This window comes from Mycolicibacterium confluentis, assembly GCF_010729895.1.
Lineage (GTDB): Bacteria > Actinomycetota > Actinomycetes > Mycobacteriales > Mycobacteriaceae > Mycobacterium > Mycobacterium confluentis.
In genome coordinates, this window is record NZ_AP022612.1 from 4531700 (window position 1) to 4558341 (window position 26642).

A 26642-nucleotide genomic window follows, 5' to 3' on the forward strand; every position below is an offset into this window, starting at 1 on the left:
GCGACGGTACGCCCGCGACCTGACAGGGTGTGTCAGACCAGGGGGCGCCCGGTCCGCACCCGCCAATCCAGGTCCTTGAGCAGGACGTTGAACGGGAGTCGGCGTGCAAAGCTCGGCAGCACGTTGTTGCCGGTGCGCAGCGCGGCCATCAGGCGGTCGAAGCGCTGCTGCCGCTGCGGATTCCACGGCAGCCGCATCTCGTCGCGGAACCTCTGCGGCAGGAAGCCCGTCGTGACCAGCTGCCAGAAGTCCTCATGCCTGCGCTGCAGCGGACCGGGCAGCCGCATTCCGCGCAGACGGTTGATCGCGATGGGATACAGATACTCCCGTACGGCGTCGTCGATGTGCACCTTCTCCAGGGACTCGTTCCAGTACCGCTCGAAGGCCACGCGATCCTGCGGCCACATCTCCTCGGGCACCTGAAGGGTCGTGGCCAGCGGCATGCCCTCGCAGTAGTGCCGGTCGGCCGTCTCGTCGTCCATCTCGCCGATGAAGGTGCGGTAGACGTCGACGCCACCCTTGTAGAGGCACGCCCCCACCCACAGTTGAAGGTCCTTGTCGAACGCGTTGTACGCCACGGGGCTCTTGCTGTCCTCGTTGGAATACACCTGGGCATGCGCGCGGTTGACGGCACGCCGGAATGAGGCCTTCTGCTCGTCGGTGCCATTGGTGGCCACCGCGAGGTAGGTGAACGTCGTGCGGGCGCGCTTGACCGGGTGCCGGTCGACGCGGCCGCTCTCGACCCGGCTCTCCATCACGCCGTAGCCGACGGCGGGCTGCGCCAACTGCATGATGACGTTGGCCGGGCCAGCCAACAGCGCCACACCCATCAACCCGTCATCGATGCTGGCACCTCGACGAGCTCGGCGTACGGGTGCGGGACGGACCTCGCTGATCGTCATGGACCTGACCTTGCCTCAAAAGTGATAACGATTGTTGTCGGAATTTTAGCGCCTGACTGTGATCGAGTGTCAATATGAGGTCCGTGGCAGAGGTCGGACGTCCAGACAGCGCTGACAGAGCGCAGCGCCCCTATCGCGGCGTCCAGGCCGGGGAGCGTCTTGCCCGGCGCCGGCAGCAGTTGATCGACGCAGGCATGGACCTGCTGGGGCAGACCGATCCCGACGATCTGACCGTGCGCGCCATCTGCACCAAGGCCGGCCTGACGGCACGGTACTTCTACGAGGCGTTCGCCGACAAAGACGCGTTCATCGAGGCGGTCTTCGACGCCGCGACGGCGAAACTCGCGACCACCACTCAGGCCGCCGTCACGGGCGTCCCCGCTGCCGACCAGAACCGCGCCGGCATCACGAGCATCGTGCGGACGATCGCCGAGGATCCCCGGATCGGTCGCCTGCTGTTCAGCACCGAACTGTCCAATGCCGTGATCCTGCGGATGCGGGCACAGCGCGCCGAACTGTTCGTCAACCTCGGCGATCTGCACATTCAGACCGCGTTGCGCGTGGGCGGCAGTAATCGCCTCAAGGCCACCACCAACTTCGTCCTCGGCGGACTGCGTCAGACCATCAGCGCATGGCTGTCTGGCGAGGTCGTGATGTCGAGCGAGGAGTTCATCGACCTTCTCATCGCGATCGTCGACGACCTGAACGACCCCAGCCTGTTCCGCGAGTGAGTGCGCCGGTCAGGCGATCGGAATGCGCCTGTCGGCCGCGGTGCGCGGCACCGTCACGGTGTCGGATTCGGTGAATTCCTTGGTCCAACAGGCGAACTCGAGCGTGATGCCGTCGGGGTCGGTGAAGTAGAAGGACCGCACGTAGACCCCGGGATGCAGGTGCCGGGCCACCTGGGCCGGGCTCTCGTCGTGGTTCAGCACCGGACCGACGCGCACGCCCTTGTCCTTGAGCTTCTGCCGGTAGGCGTCGAACTGCTCCTCAGGAACATGGAACGCCAGGTGGTTCATGGTGCTCACGGCGCTGACGATCTCGCCGAGACCGGGCAGTGCATCGGGCGACGACACGCCGGGCACCCGATCGGGCGCCTCGGTGAACCAGAAGAACGCGACGCAGGAACCGCCGCCGGCGTCGAAGAAGAAGTGCTGGCCCATGCCATTCGGCAGATCCAGGGACTTGATCAGCGGCATTCCCAGCACACCGCTGTAGAAGTCCACCGTGCGCTGCATGTCGGCGCATACCAGGGCGACGTGGTTGATGCCGCCCAGTTCGAACTCGGTGTTGACGTTCCGCGGCTTGATCATAATCTGAACGTAACATCAGATTCAGTTCCGACCAATGGCCCACAGAGGAGATCCTGGGTGACCCAACCGACGCGGCGCGGGCGTGCGACCCAGGCCGCCATCGACGACGCCGCACGCGCCGTGATCGCCCGCAAGGGAATCCTGGCCGCGACCGTCGCCGACATCGCCGCCGAGGCCGGACGCTCGCCAGCGTCCTTCTACAACTATTACGACTCCAAGGAGGCCATGGTCCGCGCCTGGGCGATGCGCTTCCGCGACGAGGCGAACGACCGCGCGCAGACGGTGACCCGGCATGGTCTCTCCGACCGCGAACGGGTCCGCGAGGCCGCCGCGGCCCACTGGCACACCTACCGCCACCGCCTCGCCGAGATGGTCAGCGTCTCCCAACTGGCGATGATCAATGCCGACTTCGCCGAGCACTGGGCTCAGATGTGCGAAATCCCCACACAGTTCATCACCGACATGGTGGTACGCGCGCAACGTCAGGGCCACTGCCAGGGTGACGACCCCGCCCTGATGGCGTCCGCGATCGTCTCAATGCTCAACCAGTTCTGCTACGTGCAGTTGGCGGGCCGTGACGGTCGGGCGGCCCCCGAGGTCGACGACGATGCGTGCATCAGGACGCTGTCCCACATCTTCTACCGCGCCATCTTCAGCAAGGAGGAGCCGTGACCGCCACCCCCGAAATCGTCCGCGAGTTCGTCGGATTGGACTCCCCCACGGTGGGACGTGCAGGGGCCGGCGGGCATCCGTGCCAGGGTCTCTACCACCGACCCGCCGACCAGTGGCCCACGGTCGCGATGATCGCCACGCACTATCAGATCGACTTCTCCGAGCACTATCTCGCCGACTACATGGCCGCACGCGGCGTCGGTTTCCTGGGCTGGAACACCCGGTTCCGCGGCTTCGAGACCAACTTCCTGCTCGACCATGCCCTGGTCGACATCGGCGTCGGCGTGCGCTGGCTTCGCGAGGCCGCGGGAGTGGAAACTGTTGTCCTGCTGGGAAACTCCGGCGGCGGATCACTGATGGCCGCCTACCAGTCCCAAGCCGTGGACCCCAACGTCACGCCGCTCGAGGGCATGCGACCGGCGGCCGGACTCGACAACCTCCCCGCCGCCGACGCCTACATCGCCAGTGCCGCTCATCCCGGCCGGCCGGAGGTGCTGACCGCATGGATGGACGGCGCGGTCGTCGACGAAGCCGACCCCGTGGCCACGGCACCCGATCTGGATCTGTTCGACGGCCACCACGGCCCGCCCTTCTCCCTCGACTTCGTGGCGCGTTATCGCCGGGCTCAGGTGGCCCGCAACGAGGCCATCACCGACTGGGCCGAAGCCGAACTGAAACGCGTGCGCACCGCCGGATTCTCCGACCGTCCGTTCACGGTCATGCGGACGTGGGCCGACCCGCGCATGGTCGATCCGACCATCGAGCCGACCAATCGCACGCCCAACCTCTGCTACGCCGGCGAACCGGTCCGCGCCAACCGGTCGGCGCGCGGCATCGCTGCGGCCTGCACCCTGCGCAATTGGATCGGCATGTGGAGTCTGCGGCACGCCCAGACCCGCGCCGAACCCCACCTGGCACGCATCGCATGTCCGGCCCTTGTCATCAACGCAACGCAGGACACCGGGGTGTTCCCGTCCGACGCCGAACGCATCTACACCGCGCTGGCCAGCACCGACAAGACGTCGGTGGCCATCGACTCCGACCACTACTTCACCACCCCCGGCGCCCGCGATCAGCAGGCGGATACCATCGCGGAATGGCTGACGAAAAGGCGATAAGGGTCCTGGCGCATTTCACTCCTGGTGAGCGCGCCGCCGCGAAGATCGCCGCAGAATCGGCCTGGCTGGACGTGCGCTGGGTGCCCGAGGACGACGACGAAGCGTTCTACCGTGAGCTGCCCGAGGCCGAGGTCATCTGGCATGTGCTGCGCCCGCTCTCCGGCGCCGACCTCGAGAAGGCGCCCAACCTCAAGCTCGTGCACAAGCTGGGTTCGGGCGTGAACACCATCGACGTCGAGACCGCCTCCCAACGCGGAATCACGGTGTCCAACATGCCCGGCGCCAACGCGGCCTCGGTCGCCGAGTGCACCGTGATGCTCATGCTGGCGGCGTTGCGCAGGCTCCCCGAACTCGATCGGGCCACCCGCGCCGGGACCGGCTGGCCCCGCGATCCCACCCTGGGTGACCGGGTCCGTGACCTGGGCAGCTGCACCGTGGGGCTCATCGGGTTCGGCAGCATCGGCAAGCGCGTCGAGCAGATTCTGCGGTCGATGGGCACCCAGGTCCTGCACACCTCCACGCGCCGGGACGAACACAGCGTCTCGTGGATGACGCTGGACGACCTGTTGAAGAAGAGCGACATCGTGTCGATCCACGCGCCGCTGACGCCAGCGACCGAGGGGCTGATCAACGCCGAGGCGTTGGCCAAGATGAAGCCCGGCGCCATTCTGGTCAACACCGCGCGCGGCGCGATCGTCGATGAGGGCGCGCTGGTGGATGCCCTGAAGTCCGGTCAGCTGTCGGCCGCCGGTCTCGACGTCTACGCCGAGGAGCCGGTCGCCGCCGACAATCCCCTGCTCAGCCTCGACAACGCACTGCTGCTGCCGCACGTCAGCTGGTTCACGGCCGACACCATGGACCGCTACCTGGACCACGCGGTGAAGAACTGCCGCAGGCTGGTCGACGGGCAGCAGCCCTACTTCGTGGTGAACTGACCCGTTCTCGAGAAAGGGCGACCATGCCGATCGCGATCAACACAGAGCATGTAGATCTGGCCGACTCGGTGCGTTCCCTGGTGGCGCGGGCCGTGCCGTCCGAGGTGCTGCACTCCGCACTCGAGACCCCGGTCGACAACCCGCCGCCCTATTGGCGGTCCGCCGCCGACCAGGGCCTGACCGGCGTCCACCTGGCCGAGTCGGTCGGAGGTCAGGGTTTCGGGATCCTCGAACTGGCGATCGTGCTGGCCGAGTTCGGCTACGGGGCCGTGCCCGGCCCGTTCGTGCCGTCGGCGATCGCCAGTGCGCTGATCGCCGCGCATGATCCACAGAGCCCAGTCCTGGCCGATCTCGCCTCCGGCGCGGCCATCGCGTCCTATGCGATCGACTCGGGCCTGACCGCGACCCGGTCGGGAGACACCCTGGTGATCCGCGGCGAGGTGCGCGCCGTGCCCGCGGCCGGTCAGGCCGGGCTGCTGGTGCTCCCGGTCGCGATCGACTCGGGCGAGGAGTGGGTCATCCTCGATGCCGACACACTCGAGATCGAACCCGTCCAGAGCCTCGATCCGCTGCGTCCGGTCGCACATGTCCGCGCCAACGCCGTCGAGGTCGGCGACGACCGGGTGCTCACGAACCTGAGCCGCAACGCCGCGCACGCCCTCATCTCGACGCTGCTGTCGGCCGAGGCCGTCGGCGTCGCCCGCTGGGCCACCGACACCGCCGCGGCCTACGCCAAGATCCGTGAGCAGTTCGGTCGGCCCATCGGTCAGTTCCAGGCCGTGAAACACAAGTGCGCCAACATGATCGCTGTCACCGAACGCGCGACGGCGGCAGTCTGGGATGCCGCCCGGGCAGTCGATGAGGCCGCGGCGGGTGCCGTGGATGCACACGTCGGATTCGCCGCCGCGGTCGCGGCGACGCTGGCCCCGGTCGCCGCACAGCACTGCGCCGAGGACTGCATCCAAGTGCACGGGGGCATCGGGTTCACGTGGGAGCACGACACCAACGTGTACTACCGCCGGGCACTGGTGATCGCGGCGGCATTCGGCCGCGCCGCCGACTACCCGCAGCGCGTCGTCGACACCGCGACCGCGACGGGGATGCGCGGCATCGCCATCGACCTCGATCCGGACACAGAGAAGCTTCGGGACGAGATCCGCGCGGAAGTCGCTGCGCTGAAAGCGATCCCACGCGAGGAACGCACCACGGCGATCGCCGAGGCCGGCTGGGTACAGCCGCATCTGCCTAAGCCGTGGGGCCGGGAAGCCTCCCCCATCGAACAGATCATCATCGCCCAGGAGTTCGCGAGCGGGCGGGTGAAACGGCCCGCGATGGGCATCGCGGCCTGGATCATTCCGTCGATCGTGGCGTTCGGCACCGACGAGCAGAAGCAGCGGTTCCTGCCGCCGACGTTCCGCGGCGAGATGATCTGGTGCCAGCTGTTCTCCGAACCCGGCGCCGGCTCGGATCTGGCGAGCCTGACCACCAAGGCCACCAAGGTCGACGGCGGTTGGCGCATCACCGGGCAGAAGATCTGGACCACCGGCGCGCAGTACTCCCAGTGGGGCGCACTGCTGGCAAGGACGAACCCCAGCGCTCCAAAACATAATGGCATCACGTACTTCCTGCTGGACATGGCCAGCGAGGGCGTGGAAGTCAAACCCCTGCGCGAACTCACCGGCAACGCGATGTTCAACACGGTCTTCCTCGACGACGTGTTCGTCCCCGACCACCTGGTGCTCGGCGAGGTGGACCGCGGCTGGGAGGTCAGCCGCAACACCCTTACCGCCGAACGGGTTTCGATCGGAAGCAGCGAGCCACCGTTCCTGCCGAGCCTGGACAAGTTCGTCGACTTCCTGCGCGACGGGCATTTCGACCAGATCGAACAGAACCGCGCCGGGGTGCTGATCGCCGAGGGGCACGCCGCCAAGCTGATGAACATGCGCTCGACGCTGCTCACGCTCGCCGGCGGCGACGCAATGCCCTCGGCGGCGATCTCGAAGCTGCTGTCGATGAAGACGGGGCAGGGCTACGCCGAGTTCGCGGTGTCCTCGTTCGGCACCGACGCCGTGCTGGGCGACGAGAAGACGCGTGAAGGTGAATGGGCGCAGTATCTGCTGGCCAGTCGGGCGACGACGATCTACGGCGGCACCTCGGAGGTGCAGTTGAACATCATCGCCGAACGACTGCTGGGCCTGCCCCGCGACCCGTGAGACGTCCGGGTCACACTGCGTCAGGGCACGATCGAGTCGACGTCAGGGCACGATCGAGTCGACGTATCCCCCATCGACTCGGAGTGCGCCGCCCGTGGTCGCCGACGCGAGCGGTGACGCCAGGTACACCACCATGTTGGCGATCTCCTCGGGTTCGATCAGACGCTGCAGAAGTGACTGCGGGCGGTGGCTGCGCATGAACTCGCGCTGCGCCTGATCCCACGGCAGCGACCTGTCGACCAACTGGTAGACGAAATCCTCGACACCAGCCGTGTGCGTCGGCCCGGCGATCACCGAATTCACGGTGACGCCCGTGCCTGCCGCGTCCTTCGCGAATCCCCGGGTGACCGCCAACAGCGCGGTCTTGGAGACGCCGTAGTGGATCATCTCCGCGGGCGTCACCAGCGCCGAGTCGCTGGCGATCTGGATCGCGCGACCCCATCCGGACTCCACCATGCCCGGCAGGTACGCCCGGATGAGGCGTACCGCTGAGAGCACGTTGACCTCGAAGAACCTGCGCCACTCCTCGTCGGTGATCTCCCGTGGCGGGACAGCCTCGAAGATTCCGAGGTTGTTGACCAGGATGTCGACCGTGGGGACCGTGGCGAGCAGGTCAGCGGTGCCGTCCTCGGTCGCGACGTCGGCAGCCACGCCGAGCGCCGGTCCCGGCAACGCCTCGACCGCCTCGTCGACGCGGGCCTGAGTGCGCCCGTTGACGACGACGCGAGCCCCCGCGGCGACCAGGCCCTTTGCGATGGCCAGGCCGATGCCCTGGGTGGATCCAGTGACAAGCGCGGTCTTACCGGAGAGGTCAATGTTCACGCCGCAGTACTACCCCCGGCGTGCTCGCCTTATTCCCCGCGTCAGTCGACCTCGATGTCCCGCAGTTCGCGTTTGAGGATCTTGCCGGTCGGGTTCCGGGGCAGTTCGTCGAGGAAGATCACCTCGCGGGGCACCTTGTAGCGGGCCAGATTGGCCTTCACGTAATCCTTGATCGCGGCCTCGTCGATCGACGCGCCCTCGACCTTGACCACGAAGGCGCGCAGGCGATGCCCCCACTCCTTGTCCTCGACGCCCAGCGCGGTGGCCTCGATGACCTCGGGGTGACCGCTGATCAGGTCCTCGATCTCGGCCGGGAAGACGTTCTCGCCGCCGGAGACGATCATCTCGTCGTCGCGGCCGCTGACGTAGAGCAGTCCGTCCTCGTCGAAATAGCCCACGTCGCCCGAGGACATCAGTCCGTCGATGATCGCCTTGCCGCCACCGCCGGTGTAACCCTCGAACGGGAACGTGTTGCCGACGAAGATCCGACCGACCTCACCGCGCGGCACCTCCTTGCCGTTCTCGTCGAACAGCTTGACCTTCACGCCCTTCACGACGGGGCCCACCGTCGCAGGGTTCTTCTTCAAGTCCTGCGGACGGGCGATCGATGCGAACGCGATTTCTGTTGAGCCGTAAAGGTTGTAGACGATCGGGCCCAGATCTTTCATGGCGCGGGTGGCGAGTTCGGCACCCAGCTGAGAACCCGAGACGAACACGATGCGCAGGCTCGACAGATCCGGCTTGGGATCGGTCTTCTCGAATTCATCGAGCAGGCGCGACAGCATGACTGGGACGACGACGATGGCAGTCACCTTGTGCTTCTCGATGTCCTCGAGCACCGTGGCCGGCTTGAACCGGCGCCGCAGCACCAGCGTGGAGCCGAGCATCATCGCGATCGTCGCGTGCAGGAACCCCAGCGCGTGGAACATCGGGGCGGGCAGCGAGGTCACCTCGCCGGCCTTGAACGGCACGTGCGACAGCACGCCGCCGATGGGCGCCAGCGATGGCGGTGTACTGCGGTTGGCGCCCTTGGGGGTTCCGGTGGTGCCACTGGTCAAGATGATGATCTTCGAGTGCTTGGTGGCCTTCGGGGCCGGTGACTTGTCGGACCGGGCGACCAGGTCGGCAATGGTCTCGTCGGTGGATCCCGACGGTTCGGACGTGTCCGGGTTGGTGCCCAGTGCCCGCAGCTTGCCCAGCGGCGGATCGGCCTGCGCGACGGCTTCGGTGTACTCGTCGTCGTAGATGATGACCTTGGCGCCCTCGCGCTCGGAGACCTCTTTGATCTGCGGGCCAGAGAATTCGCTGTTGAGCAGGATCATCCGCGCACCGGCACGTGCCGCACCGTAGAGCGCGATCAGGAACCACCTGTGATTGCGGATCAGCAGTGCGACACCGTCGCCGCCCTTGACGCCCTTGGCCAGCAGGGCGTTGGCCACCGCGTGCGCGGCCGCGTCGAGTTCGGCGAACGTGATCTGCCCGTCGTCGTCGATCACCGCGATTCCGTTGGGGTTCCGTCGCGCGTTGAGTGCCGGGATCATCCCGAACTCACCCCACCGACGGATGTCGGCGAGCAGCGCAACCATGTTCTGAGGCGGTTCGATCTTCAGCGCACCGGCCTCGAACATCTTGCGCGCGTAGTGCAATTCCGCCGAGCCACGCTCGGCATACTGCTGAAGTTTGGCCGCTGCCTGAAAGGGCACATCGGTGAGCTTTGGCATGTTCACAGACTAGGGGAATGACGGCCCGTCGCGGCTTGGAACGGCACGGTCGATCACGGTGCCCATACGATGGCAGACATGCGCCTGGAGGTGGGCGGCCGCGAGGTCGCCGTCACCCACCCGGAAAAGGTCATCTTTCCTGACCCGGGTGTGACCAAGCTCGACCTGATCAACTACTACCTCGCGGTGGCCGACGGCGCACTGCGCGGTGTGGCGGGCCGCCCGATGATCCTCAAACGTTTCGTCAAGGGCATCGGCGAGGAGGCGATCTTCCAGAAGCGTGCCCCGAAGAAGCGACCCTACTGGATCGAGGTGGCGGAGTTGAAGTACCGGTCGGGCACCTCGGCCGAGGAGGCCGTCCTGCAGGACGCCGCGGGCCTGGTGTGGGCGGTCAACCTCGGCTGCGTGGACCTCAATCCGCATCCGGTGCGCGCGGATGACCTCGACCACCCCGACGAACTGCGGGTCGACCTTGATCCGATGCCCGGCGTCGAGTGGCCGCAGATCCTCGACGTCGCGATGGTCGTCCGTGAGGTGTTGTCCGATCACGGGTTGACCGGTTGGCCCAAGACGTCCGGCTCGCGCGGCTTCCACATCTATGCCCGCATCCACCGCAACTGGCCCTACCCCAAGGTTCGGCTCGCCGCCGAGACCGTGGCCCGCGAGGTCGAACGGCGCGTCCCCGACCTGGCGACGAGCAGGTGGTGGAAGGAGGAGCGCGAGGGCGTCTTCGTCGACTTCAACCAGAACGCCAAGGACCGCACCGTCGCATCGGCGTACTCGGTGCGGTCACGCCCCGACGCCCGGGTCTCCACCCCACTGCACTGGGCCGAGGTGCCGACCTGCCGGGCCGAGGACTTCACGGTGGCGACGGTGCCCGAACGCTACGCCAGCATCGGAGATCCCTGGGCCGAGATGGACTCGTCGGCAGGCGGTCTGGAACAACTGCTGGCGCTGGCCGAGGAGCTCGGCCCAGCCGAAAAGGCCCCCAAGGCCGCGCGGTCGGCGAACCTGATCGAGGTCGCGCGCACGAAGACGCGCGATGAGGCCATGGCCGCGTTGCACATGTGGCAGGAGAAACACCCCGACGCCGCGGCACTGCTCGAACCGGTGGACATCCTGATCGACGGGATGCGCGGACCGTCGTCGATCTGGTACCGCGTCCGGGTCAACCTGCAGCACGTCCCGACCGATCAGCGTCCGACTCAGGAGGAGTTGATCGCGGACTACTCGCCCTGGGAGAACTACTCGGGCGCGCAGTGGCGCCGCTGAGACCGACCGCCGGAACGTAGGGCCCGATCAGGGTCCGCTGCCACCACGTCTTATCGCGACGCAGTTCGGACCAGGTGGAGTACCGGTACCGGTAAATCTGGACCCGCACCAGGTTGGGCGGATCATCACGAAACGGATTGTCGCGCAGCAGCTTACATGTACTCTCGTCGCCCTCCAGCAGCCGTTGGAGCAGCGTCGCCAGCCAGGGCCGGGCATAGCTCGCCGAGATGGCCGCGAACCACATCAGCCAGTCCAGGCGCAAATGGTAGGGCGCCCACTGGCGGGGCCAGCGGCGGACGTCGCCGGGCTTGCCCTTGAATTCGTACTCGCGCCAGACGGTGTGGTCGGTGATCGTGCGATCGTGAGTGCCTTCGATCACCAACTCCTCGCGCCGACGGGTGATGCTTCCGAAGGCTCCGTAGCTGTTGACCAGATGCAGTGGGTTGAAGCTGGCATTCATCCGCTGACGTCGGCCCAGCATGTTCCGCACGGGCCACAGGCTCAGGACCACCACCATCGCGGTGAACGCAAGCACGACACCGACGTACCACGTCGGTGCGGGCAGTTCGGGCGCTGCGCCGCCACGGGAGATCGCGCTGAACGCGAGAATCATGGTGAGCCAGTTGAGCCAGGCGAAGTTGCCCGAGGCCACCAGCCACAGCTGCGTCACGATGATGACACCCCCCGCGATGCTGGCCACGGGTTGCGGCGCGAACAGGGCGAACGGAACTATCAGCTGCGCAAAGTGGTTGCCCGCCACCTCGACTCGATGCAGTGGACGCGGTAGATGATGGAAGAACCAACTCAGCGGGCCCGGCATGGGCTGCGTCTCATGGTGGTACTGCAGGCACGTCAGGTCTCGCCAACATGGATCGCCACGCAGTTTGATCAGCCCGGCACCGAACTCGACCCGGAACAGCAGCCACCGCGCGGCCACGATCACCAGGATGGGCGGGGACACCTCGTCATTGCCGAGAAAGGCCACCAGGAAACCGGTTTCGAGCAGCAGAGACTCCCAGCCGAACGAGTACCACTGCTGGCCGACGTTGACGATCGACAGGTAGAGCAGCCACAGCACCAGCCACATCAGCATCGCGGCCCACAGGGGCACGAGATCGCCGGCCCCAACCATCAGCGCCCCCGCCAGCACAACGCCGATCCAGCACACCACGGCGAAGAACCAGTCGCTGTAGTAGAGCCGGAACAGGCTCGGGGCGGACCGGGGTGAAGTGTGTTGCAGGAAGGCCGGGATCGGGGTCAGGCCGTGACTGCCGATCAGCGGTCGGAACTGGCGGGCAGCCGCCACGAACGCGACCAGGTAGATCGCCGCGGTGCCGCTCTGCAGCACGGATCTTGCGAAGGTGTACTGCGGATCGACGAACCAGTCCACGGACATGGCCGCCTCCTGCTACGCCTCAGGTGCTCGTCGACTCGGCGGCCGAGCGCAGCTTCTCCAGCAGGCGCCCGGCTGCCTCTTTGAGGAACATCTCCTGATGATCGCCGCCGATCTGAATCAGCGCAATATCGGTGAATCCAGCCTTCCAGTACTCACCGACGGCGTCGACGATCGCGTCGAGGTCCGGCCCGCAGGGGATGGACTCGCTGGTGTCCTCGGGGCGGACGAACTGCGTGGCGCCCGCGAAACCGGCGGGTGTCGGCAGGTCGGCGTTGACGGCCCACCCACCGGCGAACCAGCGGAACTGGTCGTGGGCCCGCCGCAGGGCCTCGTCGGGGTCGGGATCCCAGCAGATGGGGATCTGGCCGATCACCCGCGCCGGGTTCGAGATCCCGGCGCTCCTGCGCTCGGAGTGCCACGCCTTCACGAGGTCGCCGGTGGGCTCGACGGCCACCATGTGGTCGGACAGGGGCGCGAAAGCCTTGACCGAGTCCTCGCCCGAGACCGCGACGGCCAACGGCACACCGTCGTCGGGTACGTCCCACAGGCGCGCCGAGTCGATCTGAAAGTGCTCCCCCTTCCAGTCCACCAGGTCGCCGGTCAGCAGTTCGCGGATGACGTGGATGGCCTCGGTGAGCATCTCGTGGCGGCGCGTCACAGTCGGCCAACCCCTGCCGATGACGTGCTCGTTGAGGTTCTCGCCGCTGCCGAGACCGAGCGTGAACCGTCCGTCGGCGAGGATCTGCAGCGTCGCGGCCTGCTGCGCGACGACCGCGGGGTGATAGCGCATGGTCGGGCACGTCACGTAGGTCATCAGTTCAACCGCATCGGTCGCGTGTGCGACGGCACCCAGCGTCGTCCACGCGTGTGGGGCGTGGCCCTGCGACGTCAGCCACGGCGAGAAGTGATCGCTGCAGACTTCGAAGTCGAAACCCGTCTGCTCGGCCGCGACGGCATGGCCGACGAGTTCCCGAGGTCCGGCCTGCTCGGTCATGAGGGTGTAGCCGAAACGTGTCATACCGTCCGGGTACCCGCGCGCGGAGTCGAGAAACGACGGCGTCGGGCTGGCCAGTTCTTACCGAAGAATTATGTGTCGCTACCTGCGGCCTTAAAGAGCGTCAGTAATTTCAATGGTGTCGCGCCAGTACTGGTTCGGCACATGCGAGTCCTTCGTAGACAGGTGATGACAGTGCTTCTCGACATTCGCTGGTTGAAGTTCCGGCTCTTCCACCGCCACCACCCCGCCCGCTGACCCACCTCCCCGGACTGGTCGCGCGCCCAGTTCGGCTGAGCAGAACTCTTGCGCGCACTGAGTCTCCACCGGTAACTACTTCACGGTGCTCAAGATCCTCGGCGAACTGACCGCTCTGGCCGCCGTCGTCGCGATCTCCCCCTTCACCATCATTCCCGCCCTGGCCCTTGTGCTGCACAGTGCGCGTCCACGCAGCACGGGCCTGGCCTTCATCGCCGGATGGCTCGTCAGCAAGGCTGCCATCACGGTCCTCTTCCTGCAGGTCCCGCGTCTGCTGCACCAGATTGACCGAGCGCCCGACGAGGCCGTGAGCGCCTGGGTCCGCATCGTCTTGGGCGTGCTGCTGCTCGTCGCCGCCGTCTGGCAGTGGCGCAGGCCCGGCCAGATCGAGTCGCCCCGGTGGCTGACGCGGATCAAGGAGATCACGCCCGCCTGGGCTGCGGTCGCGGGCGTCGCGCTCACTGTGGCCAACCCCAAACTGGTGCTGGCGTGCGCCGCCGCCGGATATGCCATCGGCACCGCCGGCCTGGGCCTGGGCGCCGAAACGGTCGCGGTGGTGTACTTCGCCCTGCTCGGTGGATCGAGCGCCGCGGTGCCGATCCTGGCCTACGCGGTGGCCTCGAACCGCATCGATCCGCACCTCGAGCGGTTCCGGGTGTGGCTGCAGCGTCGCGGCAAGACCCTGATGCTCGTGAGCTTCATCGTGGTCGGTGCGGTGCTGGTGTTCAGCGGGCTTCGAGCACTCTGACCGGATCCACGCGGCCCGCACGATGCTCAAGCAGTTCCACCTCGAGGACAAGGGCGGCCGACTGGGCATCCTCAAAGACCGCCTCCTCCGTGAGCGGCGACGCCAGCGGGCGTTGTCGGAGGATCCGTACTCGAGCGGCCAGAACGATCCCTTCGCAGGTCAGCAGTGATGGCCGCGCCGGGCGAGGACCCGGCGCGGCCACGCGCCGCCCTATCATTGACCGATGCCTAGGAAACCCGGGACGGCCGACCGCGCCGGGGGTGGCGACTCCAAGTCCCAGCGCACGCGTGCCCGCATCCTCGATGCCGCGGCCCACGTCCTGAGCGTGAAAGGGTTTGCGGGTACGCGCCTGACCGACGTCGCGGAGTACGCCGAATTGCAGGCGCCCGCGATCTACTACTACTTCCCGTCCCGCGAGGACCTCATCGAAGAGGTCATGTACTGCGGAATCATGGACATGCGGGAGCACCTGCAGAAGACCCTGGACGCGCTGCCGCCCGGCACCTCGCCGATGGACAGGATCTCGGCTGGGGTGGAGGCCCACCTGCGCCACGAACTCGAACTGTCGGACTACACAACCGCCTCGATCCGCAACTCCGGTCAGGTGCCCGAACATCTGCGCACCCGGCAGAAGAAGGAGGAGGCCGCGTACGGCCGAATCTGGCAGGGTCTGTTCGCCGACGCGATCGCCGACGGCGAGATCCGCGCCGACCTCGATCCCCGGATGGCCCGCCTCCTCGTGATGGGCGCACTCAACTGGGCGGCCGAGTGGTGGGAGCCGCGTCGGGATTCGGTGGAGGACATCGTGACCAACGCACAGATCCTGGTGCGCAACGGGCTTTCCCCGTCACCGGCGCCCAAGAGGCGCGCGCGCTAGTTTCCGCAGAACCCCTTGTCCAGTCTGACCGCTGCTATGTTTTGATTCTTTATTAAATTGATTTGCACGGCAGAGACATACATCGTTGACGCGGCTCGGACCGCGGTGGGCGTCACGATCTTCGAGCGGATCCGATCCGTGCAGCGCACGTTGCGCACGGCCGACCATGAGGCCTACCGCGAGACCGTCCGCGAGTTCCTGGCCCGGGACCACCAGGACTGGGAGCGGGAGCGCTGGATCGAGCGCAGCGTCTATCCCCAAGCCGCCAAGGCCGGAATCTACGCGCTGTAGATCGTCGAATCCTACAGCGGTGCAGGCGAATCCGACTACCACTACCGCATGGTGGGTGCGAGGAGGGGGCCCGCGCGAACGCGTTGTCGATTGGTCTGACTATCGCGATCGACGTCACCGGCACCTACGTCGACCGCTCAGTGCCGGCCTACAACTCAGGCGAACTCACGCCTGTCGACGCCGCCAAGGGCAAGTGGTACGTCAGCGAACTATGCGAGGGATAACGCCTGCGTCGGGCAGTTGGAGATCGCCTCCTGGACGGCCTCCACCTCGTCGGCGTCGGGTTCAGGCTTGATCACGTGGGCCTGACCGTCGTCGCCCACCTCGAACACCGAGGCGGCGGTCATCTCGCACATGCCGATACCCGAGCACTTGGTTTCATCCACCTGCACACGCATCTGCCCAGCCTCCTAGATCTCCGGCGCGGGAATCACACCGGCCGCCACTGCACCCGTGAGCCCGCCGTCGGCCGCGATGGCCTGGCCGTTGACCCAGCCGGCGGCGTCGGAGGCCAGGAAGACCACGACCGCCGCGATGTCCTCCGGCGTGGCGTGCCGGCCCAGCAGTTCCTTGACGCCGTCGAGGGTGTCCTTGCCCATGGTCTCCTCGAAGTCGGTCAGGATCGGCGTCTCGACCGGGCCCGGAAGCACGGCGTTGATCCGAAAGCCCATCTCGTGCAGCGCCAGGCCCATCGACTGGGCGTAGACGGTGGTGACCTCTTTGGAGAAGTTGTAGGCGTTGCCCCGCTGTGGGTTGTCCTTGAACCACGCGGCACCCTCTTCGAAGGTGTCGGTGGCCAACAGGTCTCGGATCGATTCGAGCCGAAGCGGCCAGCCGAAGCCCGCGGTCGACGACACGATCGTCACCGCGGCACCCGGCAGCAGTCGATCGAAGAACGACTCGGTGAGGTGCCGCACCGCCAGGCTGTTCACCGCGAGCACGAGATCCGCGGGCGCGGTGCCCGGAATGCCCGCGACCTGGATCAGGCCGTCGAACTGACCCGTGAGCTGTTCGAGGGCGGCGTCGATGCTGCGCGGGTCGGCGAGGTTGACCTCGACGTGGGTGGTGACCGCCGCGGTCGGGGTGTTGCGGTCCAGGCAGTGCACCTCCGCGCCCGCGGCCAGCAACTGCTGCGCGACCGCGTGCCCGATTCCGGACGCCGCCCCGGTGACGACGTAGCGCTTGCCAGAGAATTCCGACATCTCTCTCCTAATCGAGGGTGTAGGGCAGTGACTTGACCACCCTGAAGAAGTTGCTGGTGAGGTAGTCGGGCTCACCCAGGCGCAGCGTCGGCGCCCGGAAGATCAGCTCCCGGAAGAAGTGCTCAAGCTGCATCTTGGCCAGGAACGCGCCCATGCAGAAGTGCGGGCCGCCGCCACCGAATGCCACGTGCGGGTTGGGCTTTCGGGTGATGTCGAAGACGTGCGGATTCCCGAACGCCCGTTCGTCGCGGTTTCCCGACGAGTACATCATCAGCACCCAGTCGCCCTCCCGAATCTGCTGCCCATGAAACTCGACGTCCTGAGTCGCGGTACGGCGGAACGTCATGACCGGGGTGGCCCAGCGGACGAACTCCTCCATGGCCTGCTTGATGCGACCGTCGAAGTCCTCGGCGAGCAGTGCGCGCTGGTCTGGAAACTCCTGCAGGGCCATGGTCGTGAAGGTCATGGTGTTGCGGGTGGTGTCGGTGCCGGCGACGGCCAACAGCACGAAGAACGCCGCGATCTCGTCGTCGGTCAGCTTGCGCCCGTCGAGTTCGACCTGGGTGAGCAGGCTCGTGAGATCCGACGTGGGGTTGGCGCGCCGTTCCTCGGCCAATCCCAGTCCGATGGTGAGCAGGCCCACCAGGGAGTCCGTCATCACCTCGCCGGGTTCCCGGCCCGCGGCGACGTCGGCGTCGTTCCACGACAACATGCCGTTGGCATGCATGATGGTCTCTTCGTACAGTTCCTCGGGGACACCGACCATTTCGAAGATGGTCCACATCGGAAGCAGGCGGGACGCCTCTTCGATGAAGTCCCCCGACCGGTTCTCCAGCAGGCCGTCGACGATCCGGATCGCCTGACTGCGGATCTGATCACCGATCTTGGCGACCTGTCGCGGCGTGAACACCGAACTGATCAACCGCCGCGTGCTCGAGTGCTGGGCACCGTCCATCGCCAGGAAGGACATCGCGGCCTGGTTCACATCCTCCGGAATGGCCTCGATGAGCACCCCCTCGCGCGAGCAGAACAGCTCGGGATGCTTACTGACGTAGGCGATGTCCTCGTTGCGCGTGACCGCCCAGACACCGTCGATGTCCGCGGGCACCACAGCACCCTCGACCGGCGGATGCCAGCTGACCGGGCGTTCGTCGCGCAGGATCTTGAACGACTTCTCCCGTTCCTCGGCCGTCTGATCCCAGAAACTCAGCGGCGAGATGCTGACCGGGTCGAAGGGCGGTCGGGTGTCTGGCTTCTCGACGGTGGTCATCGGTGCACCTCCAGGTAGGACTCGCGGAGCGTTCTCTTGACGAGCTTGCCGGTGGCTGACCGCGGCAGCTCGTCGACGAAGTCGACCGACTTCGGCGCCTTGAAATGTGCCAGTCGGTCCCGCACGTAGGCGATGAGTTCGTCGGCCAGTTCGGCCGTCCCCTCGATGCCGTCGCGCAACTGAACCACGGCCTTGACCTGCTCCCCCATCTCCGAGTCGGGCACCCCGATCACGGCGACGTCGAAGATCTGCGGATGCAGGGTGAGCACGTTCTCGATCTCCTGCGGGTAGATGTTGACCGCGCCGGAGATGATCATGAAGGGCTTTCGGTCAGTGAGGAACAGGTAGCCGTCCTCGTCGAGGTAGCCGAGATCGCCGACAGTGGACCAGTTCTCGTGGTCAGGGTGCCGGGAGTCGGCAGTCTTGTCCGGGTCGTTGTGGTACACGAACGGCACCATGTCCCGCTCGAAACAGACGGTGCCGATCTGCGAACCGCGCGGCTGATCCGGCAGCGGCGGACCGGCTGAGTCAAGCAGGTCGTCGTAGGATTCGCAGCCCGGGATGTCCCCACCGAACGCGTACCCCTGTACCAGGCCGGGCACCTCGGCGGCCACCAGGCCGGTGAGCTCACGCAGGCCGGCGGAGGCGAACAGCACGCTGGCGTCGCTGTCCTCGACGATGTAGGCCACCTCAGCGGGCGCGAGGTGGCGGTTGATCGGGGGACGGTCCGGCGTGAGCGCGGCATGCGCACCGGGATACACGTTGTGGCCCCTAGACGATCAGGTCGTCGCGGCCGTCATCCGTAAGCCGCTGGATGTATCCGGGGAACAGCTTCTTACCCAGGGGAGCGATCTTGAGCAGGCTCGCGACGTTGCCCTCCACCTTGATCTTCTTCTTCGCCATGGCCAACGGCAGATTCACCTTGCCCTGCCAGTACGCGTTTCCGGTGTCGGCGGTCATCGCCATGGTGGCCATCGGGGCCACGCCGCCCTCGAAGCCCTCACGCACCGACTTGTTGGCCATGTCGATCACCACGACGGCCTCCGGTTCGGTGAAGTCGAAGGCCACCACGAGGCCGGTGTCGGCGAGCTTGGGCCCGATCTCGGGATCGGCGAACGCGGTCTCGAAGATGCCGCCGATGTACTTGGCGACCTCCGCGGAGTCAGTGAACCCCATCGTTCTCCTTAATTTATCTTCAATTCAAATTGGCCCCGGATCGGCGACGCGAGTATGACCATCGTCACACCCCGCCTAACATAGGTCAACTTATGGAAGCGGTCGATCTCGCTGGAGTTCCTGGCCGATCAGACCCGACCCGGACCTTCGTGGCGGCACCGCCCGCTTCGCATCGCCGGAGGTTCGCGTAGGGTTATGCATCGAAGAGATCTGCGACACAGCAGCGACGGAAGGACCGCGCGTGCACGAAATCCTGGCGCGGGCTGGCATCTTCCAAGGCGTTGCGCCTGATGCCGTCGCCGCGCTCGCCCGCTCCCTGGAGCCCGCGGTGTACCCGCGCGGCCACACGGTGTTCCGTGAGGGAGAACCGGGCGAGAGCCTGTTCATCATCACCTCCGGCAAGGTGAAGATCGGCCGCCGCACCCCGGACGGCCGCGAAAGCCTCATCACGCTGATGGGCCCGGCGGACATGTTCGGTGAACTGGCCCTGTTCGACCCGGGCCCGAGGACCTCGACGGTGACCACCCTGACCGAGGTCGAAGTGGTGATCATGGACCACGACGCGCTGCGCTCGTGGATCCGGGATCGCCCGCAGATCGCCGAGCAGCTTCTGCGGGTGCTGGCCCGTCGCCTGCGCCGCACCAATGACAGCCTGTCCGACCTGATCTTCACCGACGTGCCGGGCCGGGTCGCCAAGCAGCTTCTGGATCTCGCCAAGCGGTTCGGTGTTCGGGAGGGCGAATCGCTGCGCGTTGACCATGAACTGACCCAGGAGGAACTGGCACAGTTGGTCGGCTCGTCGCGCGAGACCGTCAACAAGGCACTGTCGGATTTCGTCCAGCGCGGATGGATCCGGCGCCAGGGCAAGACCGTGTTCATCGACGACGCTGCGCGGCTCGCGCGGCGCGCACGCTGAGCCTTCAACTACCGCGCAAGCGCCTGGGCCGCTGCCCTGACCGCGTCGGTCAGCGCCGTGATCGCGGCGCTGTCGAGCTTCCAGCACTGCCAGTAGAGCGGCACGTCCAGGTGTTGCGCCGCGATCGGCACCAAGCCCTCGTCGAGGAGACCCACCGGGAACATCCCCCACCCCAGGCCGGCGTGCACCGCCGCTCCGAACCCCGCGGCGGTCGGGACGTAGTGCACGGGTCGGGCGATGTCCCTTCGAAAGACCTTGCGCACCAGTCGATCCTGTAACGCATCCGCGCGATTCCAGGCCAACGACGGGGCGCGAGCCGCCGCCTCGGCCGTGAACCCATCGGATAGGTGGCGGTCGATGAAGTCCCTGCTCGCGGCAGGCACGTAGCGCATCGCACCCAGGCGGTGCACCCGGCAACCGGTGACCGGTGTCCGCTCGGTGGTCACCGCGCCCAGCACGACACCCGCGCGCAGCAGTTCCGCCGACAGATCCTGATCCTCGATGCGGACGTCGAAGAGCACGTCCGGCAACGCCGAGAACACCTCGGTGAACCAGGTGTTCATCGAATCGGCGTTGACCGCCAGGGCAATCCGCGTCAGACCCTGGCTCTCACCCGTCATCTCCGAGAGCGCCTCGGATTCCAGGAGGGCAGACTGGGCGGCCAACCGCAGCAGCGGGACTCCGGCTGGTGTTGCAGCACAGGGCTTCTCGCGGACGACGAGGACCTTGCCGACGCGCTGTTCGAGTGCCTTGATCCGCTGACTCACCGCCGACGGCGTCACGTGAAGGTGCGCCGCGGCGGCCTCGAAGCTGCCGTGCTCGATGACGGCGGCCAGAGCGGCAAGTTGGCCGGAGTCGAGTCGAGCCATCTAGGACCGGATGAATTTCAGCAGGTCAGCGTTGATGGTGTCGGACTGCGTGGTGGGCATGCCGTGCGGGAACCCGGTGTAGGTCTTGAGTGTCCCGTTCGGCAGCAGGGCCGCCGACATCGGGCCCGCGTCCGCATACGGCACGATCTGGTCATCCTCACTGTGCATGACCAGCACCGGCAGCGTGATCATCTTGAGGTCCTCGGTGAAGTCGGTCTGCGAGAACGCCACGATCCCGTCGTAGTGGGCCTTGGCGCCGCCCATCATGCCCTGCCGCCACCAGTTGGCGATGATCGCCTCCGACGACTCCACGCCCGGGCGGTTGAACCCGTAGAACGGGCCCGACGGCAGTGCCCGGTAGAACTCCGATCGGTTCGCGGCCAGCTGGGCCTGCAGATCGTCGAAGACCGACTTGGGCAGACCGCCCGGATTGGCCTCGGTCTGCACCATCAGCGGCGGAACCGCGCTGATGAGCACGGCCTTCGCGGCGCGATTCTCACCGTGCCGAGCCAGGTAGCGCACCACCTCGCCACCGCCGGTGGAGTGCCCGACGTGCACGGCGTCCCGCAGGTCCAGGTGCTCGACGACAGCCTTGAGATCGTCGGCGTAGTGGTCCATGTCGTGACCGTCGGCCACCTGGGTCGAGCGGCCGTGGCCGCGCCGGTCATGGGCGACCACCCGGTAACCGTGGGACAGGAAGAACAGCATCTGGGTGTCCCAGTCGTCTCCCGACAACGGCCACCCGTGACTGAACACGATGGGCTGCCCCGAACCCCAGTCCTTGTAGAAGATCTCGACACCGTCGTGGGTGGTCACTGTGGGCATGGTGGCGCCTTCCAGGCGGGGCGACCCCAGGCGTCGCCGACACAAGAATCATGCCAGGCAACCGGGAGTGTGCAACCGGTTCAGTGGGAGACCTTGGCGGAGCTCACCTTTCCGTTCAGAGCGATCACCTCCGGTACCTGGTCCGCGTCATTCTCGTCTCCCATCGGGTCGTTGATGGTCCCCCAAAGAGCGCAGCGTGACGGGAGCACAGCAGTAGTGGGCTACTCGAGTCAGCCGGCCCCCTGCAGTGCCGCGATCCGTTCCTCTCGCGGGAGCACCGGGCCGTCGTCGAGCTGCTCGTCGACGCCCAGGTCGGCCAGCCCGACCTGGGTCAGCAGCGAGGTCCCGTAGGCGGCCAGCACCAGTTTCTGGTCATCGCTGTGCCCGGCGTCGACCAGCATGGCCCCGATCAGGCAGATGACCGCCATCTTGTAGGCGTTGAATGCGCGATACCACGCGCGGTTCTCAACCTTGATGCCGCTGACCGCCTCATAGTGCGCCAACAGTTGATCGATGTCCAAAGCCGCTGGGTGACTGGCGATTCCGACCGGCTGCATCCAGAGGAGTTCCAGCCAGCCGATGTCGGAGAGCGGGTCGCCGACGGTGGTCATCTCCCAGTCGAAGACCGCGCTGACGTCGCCGGCGACGAAGGCGAAGTTGCCGGGTTTGGCGTCACCATGCACGAGCGTCCGGCGCGGGTGCGATTGTGGTCTGGTCTCACGCAGGCCCTGCAGCAGCCTCTCCAGGGCGGGCAAGGCAGCCCGCTTGACGCGGTGCATCTCGGTGGCCCAATGTTCCAACTCACGATCGAGGTGATCATCGCCAGCCGATTCAAGAGCGTCGAGACCGGTCGCGGTGAGATCGACGCCATGGACGGCGGCAAGCTGTTCGGCCAGGCCGCGGCACATCGACTCCACGATGTCGTCGGCGACGTCGGGAGTCTCCATCTCGTAGACGTCACCAGCGACCCGTTCCATCACCAGGAAGGGCCGGCCCAGCACCTCTCCGGTCGGTTCCAGCCACAGTGCGCGAGGAGCCCGGACTCCGGTTCTCTCCAACGCCCGCAGTATCGTGAACTGCCTTGTCAGGTCGTACGGTTCGAGCAGCGCGGGAGGTTTGGGCCGCACCCTGAGCACGACGTCGCGGCAGGTGTCACGGCCGTCACGGGTGGTGACGACGGTCAGCAGCATCATCTCGGCCGAGTGCCCGAAGTCCACGCGCGCCGGTGCCTCGATGCGGACGTCGTCGGCATCCGGCAGTTGTGTGCGCAGCCACCGACTGACGCGTTCGGCGGTGTCAGCGTCAGAGGTCACTGCCGCACCTCCTCTGGTTCTTCCGTCAGGCGGTCCACCGGGGTTTTGTCCTGGGTGAACGACGACATGTCCATCGCGGTCCAGGTGGGATACCGCGGGTAGCCCCGGCCGCCCATCAGGAGTTCGAAGATGCCCCACCCCGTCTGATCTCCCAACTGGAAGCGCATGAGCTGATCGAGTGCCATCGACTTGCCCTCGGTCTCGTCGAGCTGGGCCGGGTCCTCGCTGTTCCACAGATAGTGGATGAAATACGCTCCGCCCCCGAGGTCTTCGTACTGGCAGTGCGCCATCGGTAGACCGTAGTAGGCGTTGACGTGCTGATGCGGGGTGTCGGCGATGACCCGGTGGATCTGACCGTCCTCGTCGGTGAAGATCAACGTCGCCGTTGCGGGGCGTTTCCGGTCACCGTCGAAGGTCACGTCATGTTCGATCTTCACGAACCGCTTCGAGCGCGTGCCGTCGTTGTGGGTGATTCCGCCGTCGACGTAACGCACAGTGCCATCTGCGGATTCGATGATCCACGCTTCGATGGCGCGGTCTTCGAACCCGGCGTCGAGCCACAGCCAGAAGTCGATCTTGTCGGATACCCGCACGCCGAACGTCCTGTCCCGGCCACCGTGGAAGCCGTCGACACTGATGCGCTCGCCGTCGATCTCGACCCAGCCGGTCCAGCGGCCCGGTTCCTTCATGTGGTACATGTCCGCCAGCATCTGACCGTCAGCGTCATGCACTTTCATGGGCAGCAGTTCCCACATCGGCGCGGTCGGTTCGTAGTGCAGTTCCCATGCGATGCCGGAGGCATTGGGCTCCACGTCGAGTCGCCATCTCTTCAACGGCTCAACACACGTCCACCGCATCGGTCCGGCGCTGAGTTCGCCGCGGTCGTCACCGGTGACGGGCCGCCCCGCCAGCAGGTCCCAGTGGCGGCCGTCGGCCAGTGTGACCTTGACGTAGCCCAGCCCCGTTCCGGTGTTCGGGTTGTTCCCATAGCCGCTGGCCAGCAGCAGCGAGCCATCCGGCGACGCGGCGAAGAAGTAGCACCGGTCCGACCAGGTGGGGTCGGGATCGTGCACCTGATCGAAGGTCGTGGGCAGCTGATGGGTGAAGGACTCGTCTGCGGCGGAGTAACCCATGCCGTCAGCGTGACACTTGAAGCGCGGTCTGTAAAGTCCCAATTCGGTTGCCGCACGGGGCTTTTCACTCACTTAACCGGTCATGGGCACGGTGAAGCCACAGCAGTGACCTATGAGACATTATCGTGAAACTGTCCGATAGGGCAACAGCACGCAGGAGGCCATGCGCTGGCCATGAGACGATCGATGTCCATGACGACCGAAGAGCGGGCGGTGCAGACTCGCCTGTTGGAGGCCGCGGCACGGTGCATCGTGCGCCGCGGCGACACCCGGTTCCGGATGGCCGAGGTGGCCGACGAAGCCGGCGTGGTGCGGTCGACGGTCTACCGCTACTACGCAAGCCGCGACGAACTGCTGCTCGCCCTGCTGCTGATGCGGATCGACCGCGCCTTCGCACGGTGGATCGCCGCACTGCGCCGACCACAGGACGCCGCGAGCAGCATCCGTGCGTTGGTGCTCAACGCGGTGACCTCGGTGGACGACGACCCCCTCAACCGCGCGCTCTACGCGGCCGACGACGGTGCGCTGGTCACCGTGCTGGAGCACGGTGCCGACGCCATCACCGACGTGATGGCCGCTCAGGCCGCCCCTCTGTTCACGGCCTGGCGCGATTCCGGTCAGATCCACGCCGACCTCGATCTGCGCGACATGCTCCAGTGGATGTCCGCGACGAGTTCATTCCTGCTGACATCGGGTTGGCGCCAACGCCCCCTGCCGGCCAAGCGCAGGTTCGTCGACACCTATCTGCTGCGGGCGCTGCTCACAACGACGCCTTGAGTGCCGCCACGGTCTCCAGATCCTCCAGAGCGGCCACACCCCGCCGCGCCCCTTCGAGTGCGATGTCGTCGACCTGCATGCCGCCCATGCCCGCGGTGATCACCGGCGCGACATAGGCATACAGCGCGGCCTGCCGGAACCGCAGCCACAGGTCATCGCGGTCGAGGTCCGGTCCCCCGGAGGCGGCAAGCGTCGCTCGGTACACGTCCAACAGATCACGTTGACTGGCCCGCCGGTCTTCGCTGGCCATGCTGGTGACCAGGGTGTAGGCCAATTCGCGCGACGGATGTCCGCGTCGAACGGCCTGCCAGTCCAACAGGCCGGCCTGCCCGTTGCGGAAGTAGACGTTGCCGGGATGCGCGTCGCCGTGCATCACGGTGTGCGGTGGCGAGTCGATCAATGCCGCAGTCGCGCGGTAGTTCTCGGCGATGAAGCGCCCGTTCTCGACAGGGATGTCGGTGCGCTCCGACAGCCGCTTGATGGATGTCTTGATCAGCGATCCGGTCAACAGCGACGTCACATCACCGGAAGCGGTGTAGAGCCAGCCGAGGGGTCCCCGCCCGCTGGCCGGCAACCGACCCCAGAACCTGCCGTGCAGCTTGGCGAGCAGTTCGACGATGAGCGCGGCACGATCGACGCTGAGCGGGTGCAGCGTGTCCGGAAACTCGCATTCGTCTGCCGGAAGGTCCTCGAGCACCAGCAGATAACGGCCAGTCCACGGATCGAAGGCCGTGCCATAGCACTTCGGCAGGCCCGTCAGCTCACCGGCGAGCCCGTCGTAGAACCGCACCTCGGTGTGGCCCAGCCTGCCCAGTTCACCCATCAACCGAGTCGCGGCCGTGCTGGCGGGCAGCTTGACGAACACCGTGTCGGGAACGTCGTCACCGAGCAGCTTCAGCCTGGCACGCGACGAGGTGCCGGCATCGCCGTCGAGCACCGTGATCGATTCCACCGCGGCCCCGATCACCCGTGACAGCGTGGCGGCGTCGAGGTCAGCAGCGCAGCGGGGAAGGCCGACCCGGTTGCCGACCACGACATCGGTGGCGACCCGGCCGAAACCCCTACCGAGGTGGCCGGCCAGACCGACGACGGAGAACGCTTGGCGTGCGGTGCTGCTCATCGCCACAGCGTGACATTTTTGTCGCAGACTGTAAAGCGTCTACTGCATCCAGGTCCAGACCGACGGATCGGTCACGGGGTAGGTGTTGCACACGTCGGTGGCATGCGCGACGACGCCCTTGTTGTTGAAGAACAGCTTGGCCCAGTTCCCCCATCGGGTAGCCATCTGCTCGAAGTAGACGTTGGTGGCGGTGTTCTCCGAGTACTGACGGCGACCGGCGTAGTCCAGCGAGAAGAACCAGTTGATCCGGTCGCGAGCGCCCTGCTGCACGTCGAGGGGCCGGTTGTTGTAGTCGATCATGTAGCGCTCGTAGTACACCGGACTGGTGTCACGGGCGGCCGCCATGTACTGATCGACGGTGCACGTCGTCTTGAGAATCCGATTCGGAATCGGGTAGTTATCCGTGGCATCCGCACCGGCGACACCGGCGGGGGCAGCCAGCAGTCCGGCCGCCGTGGCCGCCACCGCAAGTCCCGCACGCACTTTACGAATCCACATAATCTGTTCTC

General features: G+C 66.5%; 28 protein-coding genes and 1 pseudogene. 12 read left to right on the plus strand and 17 right to left on the minus strand.

Annotation, left to right across the window (positions count from 1 at the left end):
• Positions 1-32: 32 nt before the first annotated feature.
• Positions 33-902, minus strand: coding sequence for an oxygenase MpaB family protein (locus tag G6N34_RS21475; RefSeq protein ID WP_085151780.1), 870 nt, complete (start codon positions 900-902; stop codon positions 33-35).
• An 83-nt stretch (positions 903-985) separates the two neighbouring features.
• On the opposite strand from G6N34_RS21475, the gene G6N34_RS21480 reads away from it, so the two are divergent.
• The gene (locus G6N34_RS21480; protein ID WP_234812872.1) at positions 986-1633 is read left to right on the plus strand and encodes a TetR/AcrR family transcriptional regulator; all 648 of its coding nucleotides are present in this window, start codon (positions 986-988) and stop codon (positions 1631-1633) included.
• A gap of 9 nt (positions 1634-1642) precedes the next feature.
• Here G6N34_RS21480 and G6N34_RS21485 read toward each other — a convergent pair whose 3' ends face one another.
• A complete protein-coding gene (locus tag G6N34_RS21485) occupies positions 1643-2215 on the minus strand; it encodes a VOC family protein (protein ID WP_085151782.1) in 573 nt (190 codons plus the stop codon).
• 57 nt (positions 2216-2272) lie between these two features.
• Between G6N34_RS21485 and G6N34_RS21490 the strand changes: the two genes are divergently transcribed.
• From G6N34_RS21490 to G6N34_RS21505, 4 genes are read left to right on the plus strand one after another with little or no spacing between them, the layout of a single operon-like run.
• Positions 2273-2887 carry a TetR/AcrR family transcriptional regulator gene (locus G6N34_RS21490; RefSeq protein ID WP_085151783.1) on the plus strand — a complete coding sequence of 205 codons (615 nt, stop codon included), beginning with the start codon at positions 2273-2275 and terminating at the stop codon, positions 2885-2887.
• Entirely contained in the window at positions 2884-4005 is a 1122-nt protein-coding gene (locus G6N34_RS21495; RefSeq protein WP_179965790.1) for an alpha/beta hydrolase, read from the plus strand. Before G6N34_RS21490 ends, G6N34_RS21495 begins: the two co-directional genes overlap by 4 nt.
• Positions 3984-4940, plus strand: coding sequence for a 2-hydroxyacid dehydrogenase (locus tag G6N34_RS21500; protein WP_085151891.1), 957 nt, complete (start codon positions 3984-3986; stop codon positions 4938-4940). Before G6N34_RS21495 ends, G6N34_RS21500 begins: the two co-directional genes overlap by 22 nt.
• Before the next feature lie 23 nt (positions 4941-4963).
• A complete protein-coding gene (locus tag G6N34_RS21505) occupies positions 4964-7153 on the plus strand; it encodes an acyl-CoA dehydrogenase family protein (RefSeq protein WP_085151784.1) in 2190 nt (729 codons plus the stop codon).
• Positions 7154-7195: 42 nt separating this feature from the next.
• On the opposite strand, the gene G6N34_RS21510 is transcribed toward G6N34_RS21505, so the two are convergent.
• Together G6N34_RS21510 and fadD2 are read right to left on the minus strand one after the other, a co-directional pair.
• Complete coding sequence (locus G6N34_RS21510; RefSeq protein WP_085151785.1) at positions 7196-7975, minus strand: SDR family NAD(P)-dependent oxidoreductase; 780 nt, start codon at positions 7973-7975, stop codon at positions 7196-7198.
• Positions 7976-8016: 41 nt separating this feature from the next.
• Complete coding sequence (fadD2, locus tag G6N34_RS21515; protein WP_085151786.1) at positions 8017-9696, minus strand: long-chain-fatty-acid--CoA ligase FadD2; 1680 nt, start codon at positions 9694-9696, stop codon at positions 8017-8019.
• A 69-nt stretch (positions 9697-9765) separates the two neighbouring features.
• On the opposite strand from fadD2, the gene G6N34_RS21520 reads away from it, so the two are divergent.
• Positions 9766-10968, plus strand: a complete 1203-nt coding sequence (locus tag G6N34_RS21520) for a DNA polymerase domain-containing protein (RefSeq protein WP_085151787.1) — start codon at positions 9766-9768, stop codon at positions 10966-10968.
• On the opposite strand, the gene G6N34_RS21525 is transcribed toward G6N34_RS21520, so the two are convergent.
• Together G6N34_RS21525 and G6N34_RS21530 are read right to left on the minus strand one after the other, a co-directional pair.
• Positions 10865-12358 carry a lipase maturation factor family protein gene (locus G6N34_RS21525; RefSeq protein ID WP_085151893.1) on the minus strand — a complete coding sequence of 498 codons (1494 nt, stop codon included), beginning with the start codon at positions 12356-12358 and terminating at the stop codon, positions 10865-10867. The two genes, G6N34_RS21520 and G6N34_RS21525, sit on opposite strands and share 104 nt — an antisense overlap.
• Positions 12359-12383: 25 nt before the next feature.
• The gene (locus G6N34_RS21530) at positions 12384-13382 is read right to left on the minus strand and encodes an LLM class F420-dependent oxidoreductase (RefSeq protein WP_085151788.1); all 999 of its coding nucleotides are present in this window, start codon (positions 13380-13382) and stop codon (positions 12384-12386) included.
• A gap of 319 nt (positions 13383-13701) precedes the next feature.
• Between G6N34_RS21530 and G6N34_RS21535 the strand changes: the two genes are divergently transcribed.
• The 4 genes from G6N34_RS21535 (at position 13702) to G6N34_RS28515 (ending at position 15532) form a co-directional block, all read left to right on the plus strand.
• Complete coding sequence (locus G6N34_RS21535) at positions 13702-14364, plus strand: GAP family protein (RefSeq protein WP_085151789.1); 663 nt, start codon at positions 13702-13704, stop codon at positions 14362-14364.
• A gap of 22 nt (positions 14365-14386) precedes the next feature.
• Positions 14387-14533 (plus strand): hypothetical protein, encoded by a 147-nt coding sequence (locus tag G6N34_RS21540; RefSeq protein WP_163645268.1) that lies wholly within the window; start codon positions 14387-14389, stop codon positions 14531-14533.
• Between the two features lie 54 nt (positions 14534-14587).
• Positions 14588-15241, plus strand: coding sequence for a TetR/AcrR family transcriptional regulator (locus G6N34_RS21545; RefSeq protein ID WP_085151791.1), 654 nt, complete (start codon positions 14588-14590; stop codon positions 15239-15241).
• Positions 15242-15346: 105 nt separating this feature from the next.
• Positions 15347-15532 carry an acyl-CoA dehydrogenase N-terminal domain-containing protein gene (locus G6N34_RS28515; protein ID WP_085151792.1) on the plus strand — a complete coding sequence of 62 codons (186 nt, stop codon included), beginning with the start codon at positions 15347-15349 and terminating at the stop codon, positions 15530-15532.
• A gap of 209 nt (positions 15533-15741) precedes the next feature.
• Here G6N34_RS28515 and G6N34_RS21555 read toward each other — a convergent pair whose 3' ends face one another.
• The 5 genes and pseudogenes from G6N34_RS21555 to G6N34_RS21575 form a co-directional block, all read right to left on the minus strand.
• Complete coding sequence (locus G6N34_RS21555; RefSeq protein ID WP_085151793.1) at positions 15742-15930, minus strand: ferredoxin; 189 nt, start codon at positions 15928-15930, stop codon at positions 15742-15744.
• Positions 15931-15942: 12 nt separating this feature from the next.
• Positions 15943-16734: a coniferyl-alcohol dehydrogenase gene (locus G6N34_RS21560; RefSeq protein WP_085151794.1), complete on the minus strand. Its 792-nt coding sequence runs from the start codon at positions 16732-16734 to the stop codon at positions 15943-15945.
• Between the two features lie 7 nt (positions 16735-16741).
• Positions 16742-18004 carry a cytochrome P450 gene (locus tag G6N34_RS21565; protein WP_085151795.1) on the minus strand — a complete coding sequence of 421 codons (1263 nt, stop codon included), beginning with the start codon at positions 18002-18004 and terminating at the stop codon, positions 16742-16744.
• Positions 18001-18459 (minus strand): annotated as a pseudogene (locus G6N34_RS28520) (AMP-binding enzyme); the annotation flags it as partial. The gene G6N34_RS21565 and the pseudogene G6N34_RS28520, both read right to left, overlap by 4 nt.
• Positions 18460-18775: 316 nt before the next feature.
• The gene (locus G6N34_RS21575) at positions 18776-19180 is read right to left on the minus strand and encodes an SCP2 sterol-binding domain-containing protein (RefSeq protein ID WP_085151797.1); all 405 of its coding nucleotides are present in this window, start codon (positions 19178-19180) and stop codon (positions 18776-18778) included.
• A 241-nt stretch (positions 19181-19421) separates the two neighbouring features.
• Here G6N34_RS21575 and G6N34_RS21580 point away from each other — a divergent pair, with 241 nt between their 5' ends.
• Positions 19422-20096, plus strand: coding sequence for a Crp/Fnr family transcriptional regulator (locus G6N34_RS21580; protein WP_085151798.1), 675 nt, complete (start codon positions 19422-19424; stop codon positions 20094-20096).
• Positions 20097-20104: 8 nt separating this feature from the next.
• On the opposite strand, the gene G6N34_RS21585 is transcribed toward G6N34_RS21580, so the two are convergent.
• The 4 genes from G6N34_RS21585 to G6N34_RS21600 all read right to left on the minus strand — a co-directional run bounded on the left by G6N34_RS21585 (position 20105) and on the right by G6N34_RS21600 (position 24236).
• The gene (locus G6N34_RS21585; RefSeq protein WP_085151799.1) at positions 20105-20965 is read right to left on the minus strand and encodes a LysR family transcriptional regulator ArgP; all 861 of its coding nucleotides are present in this window, start codon (positions 20963-20965) and stop codon (positions 20105-20107) included.
• On the minus strand, positions 20966-21790 hold the full coding sequence (locus tag G6N34_RS21590; protein ID WP_085151800.1) for an alpha/beta fold hydrolase: 825 nt from the start codon (positions 21788-21790) through the stop codon (positions 20966-20968).
• 230 nt (positions 21791-22020) lie between these two features.
• A complete protein-coding gene (locus G6N34_RS21595) occupies positions 22021-23103 on the minus strand; it encodes a phosphotransferase family protein (protein ID WP_085151801.1) in 1083 nt (360 codons plus the stop codon).
• Positions 23100-24236 (minus strand): Rv3169 family protein, encoded by a 1137-nt coding sequence (locus G6N34_RS21600; RefSeq protein ID WP_085151802.1) that lies wholly within the window; start codon positions 24234-24236, stop codon positions 23100-23102. Before G6N34_RS21600 ends, G6N34_RS21595 begins: the two co-directional genes overlap by 4 nt.
• Positions 24237-24428: 192 nt before the next feature.
• Between G6N34_RS21600 and G6N34_RS21605 the strand changes: the two genes are divergently transcribed.
• A complete protein-coding gene (locus G6N34_RS21605) occupies positions 24429-25013 on the plus strand; it encodes a TetR/AcrR family transcriptional regulator (RefSeq protein WP_234812873.1) in 585 nt (194 codons plus the stop codon).
• Here the strand turns inward: G6N34_RS21605 and G6N34_RS21610 are convergent.
• Both G6N34_RS21610 and G6N34_RS21615 read right to left on the minus strand, forming a co-directional pair.
• Positions 24997-26133, minus strand: a complete 1137-nt coding sequence (locus G6N34_RS21610) for a phosphotransferase (RefSeq protein ID WP_085151804.1) — start codon at positions 26131-26133, stop codon at positions 24997-24999. The genes G6N34_RS21605 and G6N34_RS21610 overlap by 17 nt on opposite strands.
• 39 nt (positions 26134-26172) lie before the next feature.
• Positions 26173-26631, minus strand: coding sequence for a DUF5078 domain-containing protein (locus tag G6N34_RS21615; protein WP_085151805.1), 459 nt, complete (start codon positions 26629-26631; stop codon positions 26173-26175).
• Positions 26632-26642 lie beyond the last annotated feature (11 nt).